This is a genomic window from Rothia sp. P6271, from assembly GCF_048512995.1.
Classification (GTDB): domain Bacteria; phylum Actinomycetota; class Actinomycetes; order Actinomycetales; family Micrococcaceae; genus Rothia.
This window is the reverse complement of record NZ_JBLXXV010000004.1, coordinates 1-18,474: the sequence shown is the minus strand read 5'-3', so window position 1 is coordinate 18,474 and position 18,474 is coordinate 1. Positions and strand designations below refer to the sequence as shown.

At 47.3% G+C, this 18,474-nt stretch carries 22 protein-coding genes; 15 read left to right on the top strand and 7 right to left on the bottom strand.

The genetic code is table 11. The features are described from left to right. The first annotated feature begins 364 nt into the window (after nucleotides 1-364). The 5 genes from ACN08X_RS04495 to ACN08X_RS04475 all read left to right on the top strand — a co-directional run bounded on the left by ACN08X_RS04495 (nucleotide 365) and on the right by ACN08X_RS04475 (nucleotide 2,942). The gene (locus tag ACN08X_RS04495) at nucleotides 365-592 is read left to right on the top strand and encodes a hypothetical protein (protein WP_419105777.1); all 228 of its coding nucleotides are present in this window, start codon (nucleotides 365-367) and stop codon (nucleotides 590-592) included. A 7-nt stretch (nucleotides 593-599) separates the two neighbouring features. Continuing rightward, entirely contained in the window at nucleotides 600-839 is a 240-nt protein-coding gene (locus ACN08X_RS04490) for a hypothetical protein (protein ID WP_419105776.1), read from the top strand. A 292-nt stretch (nucleotides 840-1,131) separates the two neighbouring features. Then, nucleotides 1,132-1,347: a hypothetical protein gene (locus tag ACN08X_RS04485; protein ID WP_419108018.1), complete on the top strand. Its 216-nt coding sequence runs from the start codon at nucleotides 1,132-1,134 to the stop codon at nucleotides 1,345-1,347. 264 nt (nucleotides 1,348-1,611) lie between these two features. Beyond that, on the top strand, nucleotides 1,612-2,193 hold the full coding sequence (gene pyrE, locus ACN08X_RS04480; protein ID WP_419101131.1) for an orotate phosphoribosyltransferase: 582 nt from the start codon (nucleotides 1,612-1,614) through the stop codon (nucleotides 2,191-2,193). A gap of 77 nt (nucleotides 2,194-2,270) precedes the next feature. Continuing rightward, nucleotides 2,271-2,942: a TrmH family RNA methyltransferase gene (locus ACN08X_RS04475; RefSeq protein ID WP_419108017.1), complete on the top strand. Its 672-nt coding sequence runs from the start codon at nucleotides 2,271-2,273 to the stop codon at nucleotides 2,940-2,942. Nucleotides 2,943-3,045: 103 nt separating this feature from the next. On the opposite strand, the gene ACN08X_RS04470 is transcribed toward ACN08X_RS04475, so the two are convergent. Next, nucleotides 3,046-4,641, bottom strand: coding sequence for an SLC13 family permease (locus tag ACN08X_RS04470; RefSeq protein WP_419108016.1), 1,596 nt, complete (start codon nucleotides 4,639-4,641; stop codon nucleotides 3,046-3,048). Between the two features lie 523 nt (nucleotides 4,642-5,164). Here ACN08X_RS04470 and fbaA point away from each other — a divergent pair. From fbaA to ACN08X_RS04455, 3 genes are all read left to right on the top strand, one after another. After that, complete coding sequence (gene fbaA, locus ACN08X_RS04465) at nucleotides 5,165-6,187, top strand: class II fructose-bisphosphate aldolase (RefSeq protein ID WP_419105772.1); 1,023 nt, start codon at nucleotides 5,165-5,167, stop codon at nucleotides 6,185-6,187. 187 nt (nucleotides 6,188-6,374) lie between these two features. Then, nucleotides 6,375-6,593 carry a hypothetical protein gene (locus ACN08X_RS04460; protein ID WP_419108015.1) on the top strand — a complete coding sequence of 73 codons (219 nt, stop codon included), beginning with the start codon at nucleotides 6,375-6,377 and terminating at the stop codon, nucleotides 6,591-6,593. A gap of 210 nt (nucleotides 6,594-6,803) precedes the next feature. Further along, on the top strand, nucleotides 6,804-7,229 hold the full coding sequence (locus ACN08X_RS04455) for a DUF3151 domain-containing protein (RefSeq protein ID WP_419101126.1): 426 nt from the start codon (nucleotides 6,804-6,806) through the stop codon (nucleotides 7,227-7,229). Nucleotides 7,230-7,327: 98 nt separating this feature from the next. Here ACN08X_RS04455 and ald read toward each other — a convergent pair whose 3' ends face one another. Then, the gene (gene ald / locus ACN08X_RS04450) at nucleotides 7,328-8,413 is read right to left on the bottom strand and encodes an alanine dehydrogenase (RefSeq protein ID WP_419108014.1); all 1,086 of its coding nucleotides are present in this window, start codon (nucleotides 8,411-8,413) and stop codon (nucleotides 7,328-7,330) included. A 217-nt stretch (nucleotides 8,414-8,630) separates the two neighbouring features. Between ald and pheA the strand changes: the two genes are divergently transcribed. Next, nucleotides 8,631-9,548: a prephenate dehydratase gene (gene pheA, locus ACN08X_RS04445; protein ID WP_419108013.1), complete on the top strand. Its 918-nt coding sequence runs from the start codon at nucleotides 8,631-8,633 to the stop codon at nucleotides 9,546-9,548. Between the two features lie 74 nt (nucleotides 9,549-9,622). Here pheA and ACN08X_RS04440 read toward each other — a convergent pair whose 3' ends face one another. Then, complete coding sequence (locus ACN08X_RS04440; RefSeq protein WP_419108012.1) at nucleotides 9,623-10,714, bottom strand: diacylglycerol/lipid kinase family protein; 1,092 nt, start codon at nucleotides 10,712-10,714, stop codon at nucleotides 9,623-9,625. Between the two features lie 71 nt (nucleotides 10,715-10,785). Between ACN08X_RS04440 and serS the strand changes: the two genes are divergently transcribed. The 4 genes from serS (at nucleotide 10,786) to ACN08X_RS04420 (ending at nucleotide 14,908) form a co-directional block, all read left to right on the top strand. Continuing rightward, entirely contained in the window at nucleotides 10,786-12,090 is a 1,305-nt protein-coding gene (serS, locus tag ACN08X_RS04435; protein ID WP_419108011.1) for a serine--tRNA ligase, read from the top strand. A 213-nt stretch (nucleotides 12,091-12,303) separates the two neighbouring features. Then, the gene (locus ACN08X_RS04430) at nucleotides 12,304-13,242 is read left to right on the top strand and encodes a metal ABC transporter substrate-binding protein (protein ID WP_419105766.1); all 939 of its coding nucleotides are present in this window, start codon (nucleotides 12,304-12,306) and stop codon (nucleotides 13,240-13,242) included. 8 nt (nucleotides 13,243-13,250) lie between these two features. After that, entirely contained in the window at nucleotides 13,251-13,979 is a 729-nt protein-coding gene (locus tag ACN08X_RS04425) for a metal ABC transporter ATP-binding protein (protein ID WP_419101120.1), read from the top strand. A 71-nt stretch (nucleotides 13,980-14,050) separates the two neighbouring features. Next, a complete protein-coding gene (locus tag ACN08X_RS04420; protein WP_419105765.1) occupies nucleotides 14,051-14,908 on the top strand; it encodes a metal ABC transporter permease in 858 nt (285 codons plus the stop codon). On the opposite strand, the gene ACN08X_RS04415 is transcribed toward ACN08X_RS04420, so the two are convergent. Further along, nucleotides 14,859-15,554 carry a metal-dependent transcriptional regulator gene (locus ACN08X_RS04415; protein WP_419105764.1) on the bottom strand — a complete coding sequence of 232 codons (696 nt, stop codon included), beginning with the start codon at nucleotides 15,552-15,554 and terminating at the stop codon, nucleotides 14,859-14,861. The two genes, ACN08X_RS04420 and ACN08X_RS04415, sit on opposite strands and share 50 nt — an antisense overlap. Nucleotides 15,555-15,683: 129 nt before the next feature. Between ACN08X_RS04415 and ACN08X_RS04410 the strand changes: the two genes are divergently transcribed. Together ACN08X_RS04410 and ACN08X_RS04405 are read left to right on the top strand one after the other, a co-directional pair. Then, nucleotides 15,684-16,532, top strand: coding sequence for an HAD family hydrolase (locus ACN08X_RS04410; protein WP_419101117.1), 849 nt, complete (start codon nucleotides 15,684-15,686; stop codon nucleotides 16,530-16,532). Between the two features lie 10 nt (nucleotides 16,533-16,542). Beyond that, nucleotides 16,543-16,902, top strand: a complete 360-nt coding sequence (locus ACN08X_RS04405) for a thiol-disulfide oxidoreductase DCC family protein (protein WP_419108010.1) — start codon at nucleotides 16,543-16,545, stop codon at nucleotides 16,900-16,902. 5 nt (nucleotides 16,903-16,907) lie between these two features. Here the strand turns inward: ACN08X_RS04405 and ACN08X_RS04400 are convergent, their stop codons facing one another. The 3 genes from ACN08X_RS04400 to ACN08X_RS04390 all read right to left on the bottom strand — a co-directional run. Next, complete coding sequence (locus tag ACN08X_RS04400; RefSeq protein ID WP_419108009.1) at nucleotides 16,908-17,531, bottom strand: recombinase RecJ; 624 nt, start codon at nucleotides 17,529-17,531, stop codon at nucleotides 16,908-16,910. A 41-nt stretch (nucleotides 17,532-17,572) separates the two neighbouring features. After that, nucleotides 17,573-18,223 (bottom strand): hypothetical protein, encoded by a 651-nt coding sequence (locus ACN08X_RS04395; protein WP_419108008.1) that lies wholly within the window; start codon nucleotides 18,221-18,223, stop codon nucleotides 17,573-17,575. Nucleotides 18,224-18,236: 13 nt separating this feature from the next. After that, nucleotides 18,237-18,474, bottom strand: a 238-nt coding sequence (locus tag ACN08X_RS04390) for a hypothetical protein (RefSeq protein ID WP_419108007.1), incomplete at its 5' end; no start/stop codon positions are given.

The following is an 18,474-nucleotide window of genomic DNA, read 5'->3' as shown; positions in this document are numbered from 1 at the left end:
CAGCCCCTCTTTCTATCGTGTGTTGGTTATCGACATTGACCACGTTTTCGCGTAGTTGATGTTGGCTCTGGTGGCAACTGTTGGTGTTGGAAGCTAAGGGGTGGTTCTTGTCGCCGTGTGGTGGTTTGTAAGAGTAACTAACTGGACTTGTACTATCTAGTTGCGTCCAGCGCTCACTCTTTGCCGAACAGAGCAGGGGGGATACCCCAAGTAACTAGAAAATACTTGTTTTGATATTTAAAAATACCTGTTTTGACGTTTACTTCTCTCAAAAAGCTCTCTACAGTGAGATACAAGTCATGCATAACATATGTTTTGCATAATAAGAGCGGGAGGGTTTCATGATTTTTAAGAAACTGCTTCTGTGCTTAACGCCTTCAGGTGTGAAGTTGACTGGAACTATGGTTGCCCAGCTCCTACAGCTGGATTTTTGCCGGTCAGCGACTATCTTCTAGCAACTCAGAATTGGTATGAAGTAGCTTGGGCGTTAGCTTGGCTAGTTGATGTCAATGTGCTTGAAGGCGGACTCGTAGGTATCGTGACATATCTGGTAGCTGCAGGTGTCTGGTGTGCAACCCCATGGGTGATTTAGGAGAAAAATGTTTGGAAATGAAAAGGTAAAAACTCTGTTACGTATGTTTCAGACGAAAGGTGTCTACGAGTATTTTGCAACACCAGAGCTACAGGCGTTCTGTGGTTATGTTGTAGCAGGTCAACGTAGACAAGCAATTGCAGAGTATGCGCGGGTATTTCCAAATGCCTCAATTGTTGAGAGATATGTGGCATTTGAAGCAGCGAAATCTTTGGGGAATGCTACTTTAACTAGTTTCCAAAAGTAGTATTCTCACCAAATATATAACCCGTTCCAATTTCACTGGTTTTGGCACGGGAACAACGAGCAACCAGTACACCCGAAAAACCCATATCGAAAACCTGCACCGAAAAGGCTCCTCGGCAAACACATCAGGGAGTAATTCAAAGTGTTCAAGAGTTGTTTTTACGAAGCCAGCTTTTCTCTTTGGCCGCACGATAGGGAATGCTTCAATAAGTGAATTGTGCGGGGTGAAAGTTGCGGCTGGTGGGAAATGTCAGCCTTTTGACTGTGTCTATACATACTGTAAGAAATACTGTGTGTCTATCATTGAAAATATGAAAAATATGAAATGGCTTCCAGCTTACTATCTCGGTGTCGTTGCTATTGTCACCGTCATGTTGTTCGTTCCGATGGTGCTAAATCTAAGTGTGGCCACTTCTGTTGCGCTTGCTGTTCTTGGTGTTTTTATGTGCGCCGTGATGACATTTTTATTTGTCAAAGCAGCACGCAAAAATAGTCATTCTATAAGGTAAAACGAGCATGCTCGAGTACCCCCTAACTGGGGTGCACACTTTTAACTATTCAGGGTCAAAAAGTGTTCCCGCTTGTGAAAAGTAGCAGGCCCAACGCAGAACCAGTTGCTTCGCAAACAGAATAACTGTGTACTACCGAATCAAATGTTCACCGCTGGCAACCAAACTGGCCATGATGCCGAAGCGTAGATACCTACGAGTTTTTCATCATCTTAGCGATGCTTTATCTCGTGTGAACTGAAGAAGATGACTAGACTAGAGAGCATGACTAAGCTCTCCGAAAAAATGCCCATTGAACAAGCTCGCCAACGCCTACAAGAACTTATCCGAGAACTTGCCGTTGTTCGCGGAAAAGTAACTCTCGCTTCTGGTCAGGAAGCAGACTACTATGTGGACTTGCGTCGAGTAACTTTACACCATGAGGCTTCACGTCTTGTCGGTCAGGTCATGTTAGACCTGATTGACTCTGCCGGTATTGAATTTGATGCCGCTGGTGGGCTCACCATGGGCGCTGATCCTGTCGGGCATGCCATCATGCGCGCTGCCGGCGACGAAGACCGCGCTATTGACACTTTTGTGGTTCGTAAAGCGCAGAAATCTTACGGTATGGGACGTCAGGTAGAAGGCCCTAACGTGCAAGGACGCCGTGTTGTCGCTGTTGAAGATACCTCAACCACCGGTGGGTCTGCTTTGACCGCGGTTGAAGCCCTACGCGCTGCCGGCGCTCAGGTAGTTGCTGTAGCTGTGATTGTAGACCGTGCTACTGGCGCAAAAGAACATATTGAAGAGGTTGCAGGAGTCCCTTGCCTCTACGCATACTCAAAAACTGATTTAGGTCTCGACTAAAAAACTTTTCTGGTGGTAGCAGCTGCACCTTTTCTGGTGTCGCTGCTACCACTCTTTTCTTGGCAGATGGAGATAAGGTGAGTGAAGAATACGCTAGCTCAAAAGATGAAAAAACCTCCGCGGAGCTATCTCACACCATTGGTGTTGGTCCGTGGGAAGGAAAGCTTCCAGAAGGTGACTGGTGGGATGAGCAGCTCCTACGAGAAGGCGACCGTCGTAACGTTGTTGATAAATACCGTTACTGGAAGATGGAAGCAATTATTGCTGATCTTGACACCAAACGTCACAACTTCCATGTTGCTATTGAAAACTGGCAACACGATTTGAATATTGGAACTGTTGTGCGTACAGCCAATGCGTTCCTTGCGCGAGAAGTACATATTATCGGTAAACGGCGTTGGAATAGACGCGGCGCAATGGTAACTGACAGGTATCAGCATGTGCGTCACCACCCCACGATTGAAGAGTTCTTAGAGTGGGCGCGTAGTGAAGATATCGCTGTTATTGGTATCGATATTTTTCCAGATTCACAGCAGTTAGAAACTTACGATCTACCTGAAAAATGTGTTCTTGTTTTTGGGCAAGAAGGCCCCGGTCTTTCACCAGAGATTCACCATGCAGCAGAAGCTACTTTATCTATCGAACAGTTTGGTTCTACCCGTTCGATGAACGCGGCAAGTGCTGCAGCAGTGGCCATGCACGCATGGGTGCGTCGCCATGTCTTTGGGCAAAAAGTGCATTCGTCCTAGGATTTTATAACTATTAAAACGATGCTGGTGGGGCGGTTAAGAACATTCTTAACCGCCCCACCAGCAATGTATCTCTTAGTTTTGGGTCGTTATATTTCTGTTGTTAGAGAGAAAAGACCCAAGTGGCTAGAGTCATGGTCGTTGCGGTAATGAGGAAGATGCCGATGACATTGAGCCAAAAACCGCCTTTAATCATTTGCGAGATGGAGACATAACCAGAGCCGTAGGCAATAGCGTTGGGTGGGGTAGCTACTGGAAGCATGAAAGCGCAGGTTGCTGAGAGCGCAACAGGAATAGCTAATAGCATTGGGTTGAATCCCATTCCCATAGCGATACCACCAGCAACAGGTAAGAAAGTTGCTGCTGTGGCAGTATTTGAGGTTAGTTCAGTTAGGAAAATAACGCCGGCTGTCACCAAAAGAACCATGAGCGTAAGCGGCAACGCATCGAGATGACCTACTGCTTTACCAATCCATTCGGTAAGACCGGATTTTGTGAACTGACTAGAGAGTGCAAGGCCCCCACCAAAAAGCATGAGGACGCCCCACGGCAGTTGCATAGCGGTATCCCAATCGATGAGGCGAACACCTTTTTTACCGGCTTTGCCAGCGGGGAGCATGAAGAGAATACATCCGACGAGGATGGCAATTCCAGCATCGGTAATAGGCGCTTGCTTACCCCAGATAACGGGGACGAAAATCCATGCAAGTGCTGCACCAATAAAGATGATAAGCACTTGAAGCTCTCCTGAGCTCATGGGCCCAAGCTTCTTATATTCGTTATTGATGAGTTCTTTACCGCCTGGAATCTCTTTAATTTCGGGTCGGAAAACTACTTGGGTGAGCATAAACCAGCAAATGAATAACATGATGACGGCTAGAGGAACGCCGACAAGCATCCATTGTCCAAAACCAATGACGATGTTGTGCGTATCAGCAAGGTAACCGGAAAGCAGAGTGTTTGGTGGGGTTCCAATGAGCGTTCCTAGCGAACCAATAGATGCAGAGTACGCGATACCGAGCATGAGTGCCGTACCAAAATTTGATGTGACGAGTTCTGCTGTCGCATCTTTGGTGCTTGTTCCTGTGTCTTTATGCTGAATTTGAGCGATAAGGGTCAGAACTGAAACGCCGATGGGGAGCATCATGACAGCTGTTGCAGTGTTAGAAACCCACATGGAGAGGAAGCCTGTAGCTATCATGAAGCCGGCAACCATGGCTGAGGGCCGGGAGCCCATAACTCTTAGGGTGAGAAGGGCGATACGCCGGTGCAGGTTCCAGCGTTGCATGGCAAGGGCTAGGAGGAATCCTCCCATGAAGAGGAAGATGATGCTGTTGCCGTAGGAGGCTCCTACGTCGTTGATTTTTACTTCTGGGTTGAAGACCGGAAAAATCACTAATGGTAGCAGTGCTGTTGCGGGTATGGGGAGAGCTTCTGTCATCCACCAGCCACCCATGAGGACGGCCGTAGCTGCGGTGAGTCGTGCTGCGTGAGGCATATCTGCTGGCAGGATGCAATACATCAGAAGTGCTGCGAATAGACCTCCGAATAGGCCGATGAGTCGCTTGGTGCGTTCGCCTGATTCTATTTCTTCTGCTCGTGAGCCTCGTGAAAGTTGTACCTGATCGATAGTTTGTGTGGGGACTGGCTCATAGTTTTTGAGGTGATCCCCTGTGACGTGTGGGTGCGGATTACTCATAGTGGTAGTTCCTTTATTGCTGTGTGGAGGGCGCGTCGTTGAACCCTCACAAAATGTGATGCATATTCGGCGATTCTAGCCACAAGGTTGGTGGTAAAGCTATCTTAGGCGCGCCGATAGTGCAGAAAAAGACATCTTTTATTCCAAAAGATGAGAATTGTTCTAGGTGTGTTGTGTAGGGGTGTGATGTGCCATTGTGTGAGATTTAGTTAGTTTTCTTGGTGGTGGTATTTAATGGCGTGGAAAAGCGTGGGTTTTGCTGTGACATTTGAGTTTAGTAGGCTTTTCCTTCCCCCTGGAAAGGGTGTTAAAGCTGGTAATAGTTGTTTGTAAGGTGGCGAAATAGCGTGTTATTAAGTGGGTTTATGTCCGAAACATTGCGAAAAATTCCGTAGCTATTAGCCTGTAAGTTGCTAGAATAAGAAGTACGAATGTGCGCTTATGCCACATAGCTGAACAAGCGTACCGTGAACACGCAGTCATCAATACCGGTGGCTATCTAACAAAACTCCAAGGAGTCCGCATGCCTATTGCAACCCCGGAAAAATACGCAGAAATGCTCGAAAACGCAAAGACTAAAGGTTTTGCGTACCCTGCAATCAACGTTACTTCCTCTCAGACACTCAACGCTGCTATCGCAGGTTTTGCAGAAGCAGGGTCTGACGGTATTATCCAGGCATCAACCGGTGGCGCAGCTTACTGGTCTGGATCTAGCAAAAAAGACATGGTCGTTGGTGCACTCGCATTTGCCGCATACGCCAAAGTTGTCGCAGCGCAATACGATGTAAACATTGCACTACACACCGACCACTGCCCCAAAGACAAGCTAGACTCCTATGTTCTTCCCCTTCTCGAAGAATCTGAAAAAGCTGTAGCTCGTGGCGAAGACCCCATCTTCAACTCTCACATGTGGGACGGTTCTGCTATCTCACTAGAAGAGAACCTCGAAATCGCTCAGCAGATGATTGCACGTACCGCAAAGAACCACCAGGTTCTTGAGGTTGAAATTGGTGCAGTCGGCGGCGAAGAAGACGGTGTAGAAGGCGCTATCGACGACTCTCTCTACACCACTGTTGAAGACGCTATCAAAACTGTAGAAGCTATTGGACTTGGCGAAAAAGGCACCTACATGGCAGCTCTTACCTTCGGCAACGTCCATGGCGTTTACAAGCCCGGTAACGTGCACCTCCGCCCTGAACTTCTCAAAGAAATTCAGGAAGAAGTCGGCGCGAAGTACGGTAAAGAGAAGCCCTTCTACCTTGTATTCCACGGTGGTTCTGGTTCTACTGAGCAAGAAATTGCCGATGCTGTATCTTACGGTGTTGTCAAGATGAACATTGACACTGACACCCAGTACGCATATACCCGCCCTGTTGCTGGACACATGTTCTCCAACTACGATGGTGTTCTTAAAGTTGACGGCGAAGTCGGAAACAAGAAGACCTATGACCCTCGTGTATGGGGCGCTGCAGCAGAAGCTGGCATGAGCGCTCGCGTTGTTGAGGCTGCCCAGCAGCTTGGCTCTGTGGGAACATCTATCAAGTAGTTCTTGCAAGAATAACGTTTTATCGTTGTTACGGTGCGACAGGTTCACAATGTGAGCTTGTCGCACCGTATTTTTTATTGATTTTCTAAAGATTTTGTTGACTTTCTAAGAATATGAAGAGTAATATTGCTCACAAGGGTGAAATGTTTTACCCAAAATGCATCGGCAATCTTAAGGAGAATCTGCGATGTCTGTAGAAACAACAACGGTGTTTGTTCTCGTATATCTTTTAGTGGCGCTTGCTGTTGGAGCGTTGGTTGTCGCAGTGCTAATTGCTCAGCTTAAAAAGAACCTTCTTGCTATCAAATGGTACAAAACTCAGAACCTTGAGCAGGTAGAGCACCCTGAAACATCAAAAAGAGATAGCGTTCTAGGCGTCAACGGTGTGACCTCTTTTGCCGAATAACGTAACTAAGTATTTTCTCTTAGAGGTAGCTAACTTTTATTAGGTGATTGAAAAGCTGCTCGTCATCAACTTGTTGTGGCGGGCAGCTTTTCTTGTGTGCCGTAAATGAACTAAGGTCAGGGTAATCCTCGGTAGGATGACTGCGTATACTCCTTGCATAATAGGTGAGGGATAAAAAATTGTAATTACACAAAAAGAGGGAAAAATATCATGTCTTTAGCCGGAAAAAATCTTCTAGACGGGCCTGCCCCCACCTATTTGCCAGAAGAAACGGAATTGCTTGCCCGCATTGAACAAGGGGAATCGCCTGAAGCGTTAGCGCAATCCTTTCCTAAATCGTCACTGGCTTGGGCGCTTCTTGCGGAAAAAACGCTGGAGGAAGGTAATCTGATTCAAGGTTATGCTTATGCTCGTGTGGGATACCACCGCGGGCTAGATTCTCTCCGTGCTAATGGCTGGCGTGGGCACGGTCCCATACCCTATACTCACTTGCCAAACCGAGGTTTTCTAAAAGCCTTATTCTTGCTCGGAGAAGCAGCTGATGCAATAGGAGAATCAGATGAATCTGCACGCATTGAAAAATTCCTCAATGATTCTGACCCTGAAGCAGCGCAACGACTAAAACAAACTTCCTAAAATATCTTTACCTGATACAAGCACAGTGCGTCATAGGGGTGGTGTTCAAGAATTTTGTTCTTGAACACCACCCCTATGACATATGAACAAGCGGGAACTTACTTCACTAAATCAGGAAATGCGTCTGCAACGGCAGGGAACATAATTTTTCCGCTATCGGTGTTGAGCCCTGCTTGCAAGGAAGAATCTTCTGCTAATGCTTGATCAACGCCCTGTGCAAGCTTGAGGATATAAGGCAAGGTGGCATCGGTCAGTGCCACCGTAGAGGTACGTGGAACAGCCCCCGGCATATTTGCGACACAATAATGACGGATGCCATCGACCTCATAGATAGGGTCTTGATAGGTGGTTGGTCGGGAAGTCTCAAAACAACCACCCTGATCAATTGCTACGTCGATGAGCAATGCACCAGTTTTCATAGAAGACAGGTGCTCTCGGCGTACTAGCTTAGGAGCTTTTGCCCCGGGGACAAGCACTGACCCAACGACAACGTCTGCCTCGGAAATCTCACGCGCAATATTGCGTGGTGTTGAGTTCAGAATACGAGCTGTAGAACCAAAAATAGTATTCAATTCGCGTACTCGAGGGCCGTATCCTTCAAGAATGGTGACTTCGGCGCCAAGTCCTACACACATCTGTGCCGCATGGGTACCAACATTGCCGCCGCCAAGGACAACGACTCGTGCTGGTGCAACACCTGGAACGCCACCAAGAAGGATGCCGGGGCCACCTTGGGAGCCGAGTAGATATTGTGCTGCTGCAGAGCCGGCAAGACGACCTGCAACCTCACTCATGGGTAGCAGTAACGGTAGGGCTCGCCCAACACGTACTGTTTCATAAGCAATAGCACGTGTCTTTGCTGTTATGAGAGCTTGTGTGAGTGGTTTGTCTGCTGCAAGGTGAAGATACGTAAATAGGGTTAAATCTTCGCGTAGATACTGGTATTCGGATTCGATGGGTTCCTTGACCTTAACAAGGAGTTCTGCGCTGTTCCATGCCTCATCTGCGCTGACAAGGCGTGCACCAGCTTCTTGGTATTCTTTGTTGCTAAAGCCTGCACCGACGCCGGCGTCGGTTTCTACAAGAACTTCATGTCCCGCTTCGACGAGAGCGTGAGCACCGTCTGGGGTCATGCCAACTCGTTGTTCTTGTGGTTTTATCTCGCGGGGTACGCTAATGCGCATGAGATCCTCCATTGGACTGAAATATACAAATAGGCCTTGTGTGACCTAAATATCATTCTCTAGCGGTTGCGCAAAGATAACAATTATGTGTGAGATACTTCACCTTTGGGTGGTTGTTTAATATGTAAAACACCGTCATGATGCCTAACCCAAGCATTTTTTATACACCTGTCGCTACGTCAAAACACCTCCTAAGAAACCAGATACACTAGAACGCATGCGCTACACCTTCCTCGGACCATCTGGAACCTTCACCGAATCGGCACTTCTGAGCATCCCCGAAACTCATACCAGTGAACGCTTCCCCTCACCCACCGTTCCTGCCGCCTTTAGAGCACTTCTCTTAGATCAAGCAGACGCGGCTATGGTCCCTATCGAAAATTCTGTAGAAGGAGGAGTCAGCGCAACGCTTGACTCTATCGCTCGTGAAAAAAGCTTGCGAATTATCCGCGAAGTGCTCGTACCCATCGAATTCTCCCTCGTAGCACGCAAAAATATCAACCTTGACGATATTCAACGTGTATCAACACATTCCCATGCATGGGCACAAATACGACAGTGGGCAGAACAGCACATTCCACAAGCAGACTATGTTCCAGAGCAATCAACAGCGGCTGCCGCCATGGGTCTACTTGAAGATCACCCCACCTATGATGCTGCCGTCTGTGCACCAGCTGTCGCTCAAAACAACCCTGAGCTAACTGTCCTTGCAGAAAACATTGGTGACAACAAACAAGCTGTTACACGGTTTATTTTGGTTGCAAAAAACCCCGTTATCCCGGAACCTACTGGTGCAGATAAAACAACGCTGGTAGTTCCGTTGCCTCAAGATGAACCTGGAGCATTACTTAACCTCCTAGAACAATTCTCGACTCGTGGTATTAACCTTTCGCGTATCGAATCGCGTCCAACAGGACAGTTCTTGGGGTCATACTTTTTCTCAATTGACGCTGACGGTCACCTCTTTGAATCACGGATGCAAGATGCGCTACGTGGACTCCATAGAATCAGCCCGCAACTCACCTTTTTAGGGTCATATCCTCGTGCACTCTACGAAAAAAATACTGTAGACCCTGTGCATACTGATAAGGCATTCTCTCAAGCTGAGCAGTGGGTAAAATCCCTACTGCAATAACTTATCCCTTAGATGACTATAAAATCACGGGGTGTATATTCCATCTTCAGAATATACACCCCACCATTTAGCTCTTATTCTGATTCTTGAGGATAAAGCGAAATCTTCACCGCGCCTGGTAAGACCTCCGCCTGTAAACGAATCGCATGAGGAAGAGTGTCCCCATCAATCTCTACCGGCTGTTCTTCTCGAACGAACTTAATATTTGCACTCTTGCCCACTACATGTTCAAGAACTCGTCGGCGCTTATTGAATATTTGAGGACCTAGAACAAACTGCACTCCTACAATAATCCACTCACTCAAATTGCGAGGAGCCAGAATAATAACTTCTAGCTGACCATCTTGAGCATTTGTCGTAGACGTAAGATTTACCCCGCCTTGCACCTGACCGCAGTTAGCAATAAGAACTGAACGGATTTTACGTCGTATAGGAGGCCGATCATCTACTGTAATTTTGACAGACTTACGTGGCTTGAGAAGATTTTTTAAACCTGCCTGCAAATACGCAACCCACCCAAATCTAGTTTTTAACTTTTCATCAGTGTCATGCATAATTTGGGCATCAAAACCTGCCCCACCCATGATGATGTAGCGCCGTTCAGTGATGCTCTGATCTCGATGAGTCATTTTCATCTGAATCATGTCAACCCGTTCGGGAGTCCCATACAAGGCAGTATTAACTGACTCTGCAACATCTCCATAGGCTAAGTTAAGATTGCGTGCGAGAAGATTACCTGTACCCATCGGCACAATACCTAACGTGGCCTCGCTGCCGGCTAGAGCTGAAGCAACTTCACGAACTGTGCCATCACCACCAATAGCTATAACGCGCTGTGCCCCATGCTCTAAAGCCTTTTGCGCAACTTGATAGCCGGGGTCTTCAACCGTTGTTTCATAAAATAATGCCTCTGGCCATTGCGCCTGAGCCAACTGTTCCTTGATGGTCTGGCAACTTAACTCTGCCTGAGGTTTCGTTGGATTAAAAATAACCGCAACCTTCTGAGGCTCTCCCGGTGACAGCATCACATGTGATGGCTGGTATATAGGGAAAACGTCTCGCCCTCCGTGTCTGCTGAGCATATTAAACGCCCACGTAGCGACGCTACATCCTGCACCTAAAGCGAGAGTGCTATAGATGACTATTTTCCGTGTGCTGATGTTCATGATAGTTAGCGTATCAACTATGGGGTGTGTGAATTTGAGCGAACCCGCAGTAATTGCGGTAAATTTATACCGTGATTGATATTAACCTTCTTCGTGAAAACCCAGACCTATTCCGTGAATCGCAGCGTAAACGTGGCGCTGATGAGTCTTTGGTAGACCAGATTCTTGAAGCTGATGCAACCCGCCGTTCTAGCATCACTGAATTTGAGAATCTGCGTGCTGAACAGAAAACATTCGGCAAGAAGGTCGCTCAGGCTCAAGGAGAACAAAAGCAGGCATTGCTTGCTGAAGTCAAAGAACTTTCTGAACGTGTAGCTCAAGCGAAAATTGCTTCTGAAAAGGCGCAAGCTCAGCAAGAAGAACTCCTGACTCGCATGGAAAACCTTGTTATTGATGGTGTCCCCGTCGGCGGAGAAGATGACTATGTTGTTCTCAAGACCGTTGGTGAACCTCGAAACTTTGAGGCAGAAGGTTTCTCCCCTCGTGACCATCTTGAGATTGGTGAACTAGTAGACGGTATTGACATGGTGCGTGGGGCTAAAGTCTCTGGCTCTCGTTTTTACTTCCTCAAAGGCCATGTTGCTCGTTTAGAACAAGCGTTGTTGTTCATGGCGTTAGATCAGGCTGCTTCTGACGGTTTCACCATGATGACAACACCTACTCTGGTACGCCCAGAAACAATGAACGGTACCGGTTTTAACGTCAAACACGACGATGAGATTTACCGTTTAGAACGTGACGACCTGTATCTTGTCGGCACTTCTGAGGTTGCTTTAGCTGGTTACCATGCAGACGAGATTATTGACTTCTCTCAGGGTGCAAAGAAATACCTTGGTTGGTCTTCTTGCTACCGTCGCGAAGCTGGTTCTGCCGGAAAAGACACTCGTGGAATTATTCGTGTGCACCAGTTCAATAAAGCTGAAATGTTTGTGTACTGCCCCGTAGAAGAGGCTGAAGATATGCATGCTCAGCTTCTGAGCTGGGAGGAACAGATGCTTCAAAAATGCGAGTTGTCTTATCGTGTTATTGATACAGCAGCTGGAGACCTTGGATCTTCTGCTGCCCGTAAATTTGACTGCGAAGCGTGGGTTCCTACTCAAGGCACCTACCGTGAGCTGACCTCAACCTCAAATTGCACAACTTTCCAAGCTCGTCGTTTGAACATTCGTGAACGTCTTGCCGATACCGTTGATTCTTCAGGGAAGACGAAGAAGGGTGGTACTCGTGCAGTGGCTACATTGAACGGTACTTTAGCAACGACCCGTTGGCTTGTTGCCATTCTAGAAACACACCAGCAGGCTGATGGCTCTGTTCGTATCCCTGAAGCATTGCGTCCATATATGGGCGGGTTAGAGGTTATTCCTGTGGCTCAATAATACTTTTGCTGTTTTAGTCGCTAAAAAAGAGGCGATCCTTGGGCGTTCAAGGGTTGCCTCTTTTGTCGTATTTGGAGTGTTAACGGGACACTCTAAAAAAATGTTCGTCTAGACGAACATTTAAGCTATACTCGTCAATACACACAGACTTCTAATCCTCACCTAATGCAAGGTATAGCCTTATCAAACATCATGATGTGAAAGGTATTCATCGTGAAAAAATCACCTAAATTCCTAGCCCTGTGCACCTCAGCAGTCTTGCTCCTGAGCGCTTGCGGAGGCGCTGGCTCCCCATCAGCAAAGAGTAACGCAGAAGCATCAGCCTCCACCGGCAAACCACATGTCCTCACCACCTTCACTGTTCTTCAAGACATTGCACAAAATGTTGCTGGTGACCATCTCGACGTTCAGTCGATTACAAAGCCTGGTGCTGAAATTCACCATTATGAACCAACTCCTGGTGATATTGAAAAGGCAACTCACGCAGACCTCATTCTCGATAATGGACTCAACCTTGAGACCTGGTTCAAGAAATTTGTTCAGAACACCCATGCACCTCACGTAAAAGTTAGTGAAGGCGTTACACCAATTAGCATCACCGAAGATGCGTATGCGGGAAAACCTAATCCTCATGCTTGGATGAGCCCACTCGTAGTCAAAAAATACGTAGATAACATTGCTGACGCATTCGTTAAACTTGACCCTGCTCATGAGTCAGACTATCGAGCAAATGCTAAGGCCTATCAAGAGAAACTTCAGAAAGTTCATGATGACTTGGTATCAAGTATCTCCACTATCCCCAAAGAACAACGGGCCCTTGTGACTTGCGAAGGTGCGTTTTCCTACCTCACTAAAGATGCTGGACTTCAGGAAAAATATATCTGGGCTGTCAACTCTGATGCCCAAGCAACACCTTCACAAATTGAGTCAGTCGTTAAATTTGTTAAAGACAAAAAAGTTCCAGCAGTATTCTGCGAATCTACTGTATCTGATCATCCGATGCAACAAGTTGTCACCGAAACAGGAACACCTTTTGGTGGAACTCTTTATGTGGACTCCCTCTCTGAAAAAGGCGGACCTGTTCCGACCTATTTAGACCTCATCACCTACGATGCAAAGACCATTTCCAAAGCTCTAACTCAGGAAAAGTAAAATATATTATGAGCGCCATTAAAGTTACTGGGGTTTCTGCCCATTATGGTTCCGTCCATGCCCTTGATGACGTTAACTTTAGCGTCGAATCAGGGCGTATCTGTGGTTTGATTGGGATGAACGGATCAGGAAAATCAACTCTTTTCAAAACCATGATGGGAGTACATCGTGACTGTACAGGTACTGTTACCCTTGATGGTCACAGCCCACAACAGGCGCGTTCGACTGGAGTCGTCAGTTATGTCCCCCAAAGCGAAGAAATAGATTTCACCTTTCCGGTGTCTGTTCGTGATGTGGTTTCAATGGGGACATACTGGCGGCTCGGCACAACTCGTCGTCTCGATGCTCAAGCAAAACAGGCGGTTGCACGGGCATTAGAACGCGTAGAACTCACAGACCTTGCAGAACGCCAAATCGGCGAACTCTCTGGCGGTCAACGGAAACGAGCTTTTGTTGCGCGTGCGATGGCGCAAGGAGCGAACATTTTCTTACTTGACGAACCCTTTGCAGGGGTTGATAAACGTTCTGAAAAGATGATTGTTAGCCTCCTCAATGAGTTAGCACGAGATGGGGCAACTATTCTCGTGTCCACCCACGACTTAAGCTCTTTGAGTCAGCTCGCAACCGAAGCAATTCTATTGCGACGCACAGTACTTGCTCATGCTGACGTCGAAACAGTTCTTCGTCCCGAAAATCTTATGAAGGTTTTTGGTACGGATGTTCTATCTTCCCAGTAACTTTTCTTTTCCCCTTCAAAACCAGCCCGCATTAACCACACCAACAATGCGGACAGAAAGCGAACCTTGCCATGCTTGAATTTCTTCTTTCCCCGCTTAGCCTAGGGCTGATGCAACGAGCTTTTGCCGTAACTATTGTCGCGGCACTAGTCTGTTCAGTGCTCTCTTGTTGGTTGGTTCTTGTGGGCTGGTCTTTGATGGGGGATGCTATCTCTCACGCTGTGCTGCCTGGAGTAGTCTTTGCCTATATCCTTCAGATTCCTTTTGCTATTGGTGCACTTGTCACTGCTCTAGTCGCAGTGATGCTCATCGGGGTTGTTGGCTCACACCGAAAGATTCGACAAGACTCTGCCATGGGTATCGTCTTTACAACTCTTTTTGCTTTAGGCATTGTGATGGTTTCTATAACGCCGTCACATATTGACCTCAACGAAATCATCTATGGTAACGTTCTTGGCGTCAGTACCGCTGCTCTTACTCAGGTATGTGTACTAGCTGCCCTCGTAACAGGTGTTTTGCTTTACAAACGTAAAGACCTTACCCTCTACGCTTTTGACTCCTCGTATGCTGCAGCTATTGGATTATCTACCCGTGTGCTATCAGGCATCCTGCTATTTTCACTGGCGTTAACATCTGTTGTTGCACTGCAAGTTGTTGGTGTTATTTTGGTTGTTGCAATGTTGATTATCCCCGGTTCTACCGCACGTCTTTTGACAAATAAATTCACAACAATGCTGTGCTACTCAGTGACTTTTGCATTAGTCGGGTCTATTAGCGGACTATACATTAGTTACTATGTTGATATTTCTCCTGGTGGGGCAGTGGTGCTTACTCAAGGAGTCATGTTTGCGGTAGTCTTCATTTCAGAGCGTATCTACACTAAGATTCGTACTCAATCACAAAAATCTTCTGCCCCTGTTCAGAGCTAAGTTCAATACTTTCTGACGACCCTTCATGACGAACTTGTATATCTTCTAGGTTCCTGCTGCCACGTACAAGAATAGTCTTTCCTGGGACGAGTTGGTGTTGAATAAAGAAGCTGAGAATTTTGGCATCTTTATCACTAACACGTTCTATTCTTAGGCGCTGTGGATCTTGGCAGCAATGTTCTAGAAGATAGTCTGTGAGAGTGCTCTGTTCTGGGTTATCTACTGTGCCGTCTTCGGCAGGAATTGGGTCACCATGAGGGTCACGGGTGGGATGCCCTAATAACGCATCAATACGTTCAATCATGATGTCGGAAACAGCATGTTCTAAAACCTCTGCCTCATCGTGAACCTTGTCAATAGGGTAGTTGAGAACTTGCACAAGAAAAGTCTCTAAAAGGCGGTGTCGACGAACCATCGACACCGCATATTTTTTCCCTAGTTCTGTTAGCTCAATCGGAGCATATGGGCGATACGAAATCAGATCAGCATTCGCTAACCTTCTGAGCGCATCAGAAACACTTGAAGGCCTATTGCCAGTTTTTTGTGCCAGTAATGTTGTGGTCGGTACTTGCTGAGACCACTCCGATATTCCCCAGATTTCTTTAAGATAGTTTTGGGTGCTTTCAGATAAATCAGAAAGAGACATAGGAATATACTAACAGGAGAGAATACTCGCTAATACTCCAGTATGATGGGTAGCCTATTGAGCGGGTAGAGTCTTTGAACGACCGCTATTTTTACCCTGAACCCACCACAAGAAAAGACACCTGAAACTATGATGGAAAAACTACGAGTCCACCCGCCTGTCTCAAGTCATTGGGTTCTTGAACCAGATACCCGTTACCTTATTGCCATAGATATTGACGGTACTCTAGTACATCACGACGGAACACTAAGTGAGGCTGTCAAAAAGTCTGTTCAAGATGTTATCTCAGCCGGACACGCCGTGATTATCGCGACGGGGCGTTCTCGTCAAGCGGCACTTCCCATAGCGCAACAGCTCGGCATGAGCGAAGGCTATATGGTGACTTCAAATGGTGCGGTTACCCTCAAGCTATCAGCTAATGATGGTTACCACGTTATTGATAGTGTTGCGTTTAACCCGCAGCGCGCATTGAGCTTATTGCAGGAGAAAATCCCGTACGCTCAGATGGCGTTAGAGACCGTCGCCGGTGATATTTACGCAACAGATGATTTTGAAGACGGATCTTTTGGTGCACAATCGATACCCGTCACAAAATCTGAACTCCTTGAACATCGTGAAGCTACTCGTGTTGTCGTTTTTGCTGAGGACGTTGATCCTCAAACCTTCAAAAAAGCTATTTATGCTGCAGGTCTTCATGGAGTAAACTATGCCGTCGGCTGGACCGCATGGTTAGATATCGCTGCACACGGTGTGTCAAAAGCCTCATCTCTAGAGCAGCTACGGCGCACCCTCGGCATAGACCCCGCGCATACGATTGCTATTGGGGACGGGCACAACGATAAAGAGATGTTACATTGGGCAGCTCGTGGAGTTGCCATGGGACAAGCACCTGAGGAAGTGATTGCTGTTGCTGATGAGGTCACTACTAGTGTCTATGACGATGGCGTAGCACGTACCTTAGCGACTCTTCTTCCTTAGGCGATACTGCATGAAACTCTATTATGACCCTGACTGTGGTATTTGCACTCAAGCAGGACGTTGGCTTGCTCAGCAAGAGGTGCGTGCTGACATTCTTCCGGCCTGGAGCGATGAGGAGTTTTCTTCGAAGGTTGACCCTCAACGTTTTTCTCGAGCTATTCCACTTGTGACAGATGACGGACATACCGTTTATGGTGTGGTTGCGGTAGGTCTTGTTCTGAAGACGAGTCAGCACCGTTCTTTGCGAGTTTTAGGGCGTTGCTTGTTGTCTTCTATGGGGCGTTTGCCTGCTGAAAAAGTGTATGCTCTGATTGCGCAGAATCGTTGGCGGCTTCCGGGTTCTACTTGTTCTTTGCCACGACGTTCGTAAGAGTTCTAATGCTTTGGCGTCAGCCGATGGATAGAGCTGAGGAGCTCTTGAAGCACCGGTAACGCCGCTTCTTGTTCATGCCATTGCGCTCTAACTAGTGTTTTGCTGACTGCTTGCGAACTGATACCGAGGGCTTGTGCTACTGCTTTTTGCTGTCCTCGAACACCTGGGATCAGTAAGGATATAACACGGTTTTCAGCTTCTGAACGTTCTGCACAGACTCGATAGAGCAATCGTGCAATACCTGTGGCGTGCTGTGAGAGCTTTTGGTCATGACCGAGTACCACAACGCATTTTGAGGGTGCTCCGGTGGGGGCTTGTTCTACGGCAAGACGTGAATAGCTAATGGCTTCTCCAGAGCATTCTGGTATTCCCACAGCTCCTAAAGCCATCGCAAAGCGTGGGGCTCGTAGTCCTCCCACTCCGATACCAATCCAGTACCCGTTATAGAGGGCTCCGAGGAGGAATGCTCGTATGGCATGTTCTGGGTGATTAAATGCGCCTTGTAGTTCGTCAGGGTAGGTTTTGGTGAACGGGATGAACGGCTCTAGGGTGTTGAGCTTGTCGCAGAGCTCTTCTAAGGGGAGAGATTTTGCGCCCTTGCGACGAATAAAGGTCAAAACATACACGAGTTAAGTATGCCAGTCTTCGCGCTTAAAAGAGGCGTAGCTTACTCCCAGAAAAAAGAATCGTAGTGTTTTCCTTGCAGTGTGAGCTTATCTTCAAGGGTGTTTCTGCATGTCATAGGTAGTGCTAGGCACTGGTACTGTGCATCATCACCAAGGTAACCTGTGGCGTATTCGAAGTGCTCTCTTATGGGCGCGATGTCTTTGCATAGGTGAAGTATCTGTTGGAGTGTTTCTGGTGAGCTAAAAATCCAGAATGAGTTTTCGTCTGTGAGCTGGAAGAGGGCGATTTGGTGGTTTGGTAGTACATGTCCTTTGACGTGTATCCATCCTCCGAGAGCTCCAAGCCCGTCAGGTGGGCAGATGGGGTCATATTCCCATGACGGTGCGTTGTTGAGCCATGGGGGTGTGGTGGGGTAGTAGAGGGTTCCCTCTGGATGTGTGGGCCAATGGGTTTGCAGAAGGAGCCCCTCTGTGATTGTCTCCCAGAAATTTTGGCTGGTCAGGGGTGTGGCGATGGAGCTTATGAGTTCTTCTGATGTGTGTTGCCCCCAGTATGTTGTCGTGGTGGGTGTTTGGGTGGAGTGTATGAGTTCTTTGATGGTTGCTAGCTGTGCTGATTTTCCAAGGATTATGGTGAGGTTTTCTTGGTGAAATAGGTATGGGGTGTGTTCTTCGAACTCTTCTGAACTCATGGTGTCTTTCGTGCTATGAGGGTGCCTGTTCGTGGACGAGCTTGTGGTCTTGTTGTACTGATTTTAGCGGTCGTGGTTTGCGTTGTGGGGGTAGTGGTAAAACCTGTGCATTCTTGAGTGGGTGCAGAGGATTATGTCGTTGTACGGCAAAAAATGTTGTGGTTTTAAAGGCGGGTAAATAGATGGTAAATGTTCCGCTAACAGCGTCTAATGGGAATAAATTTGTCAGGTTAAAGTCAAATTTTTGCGTG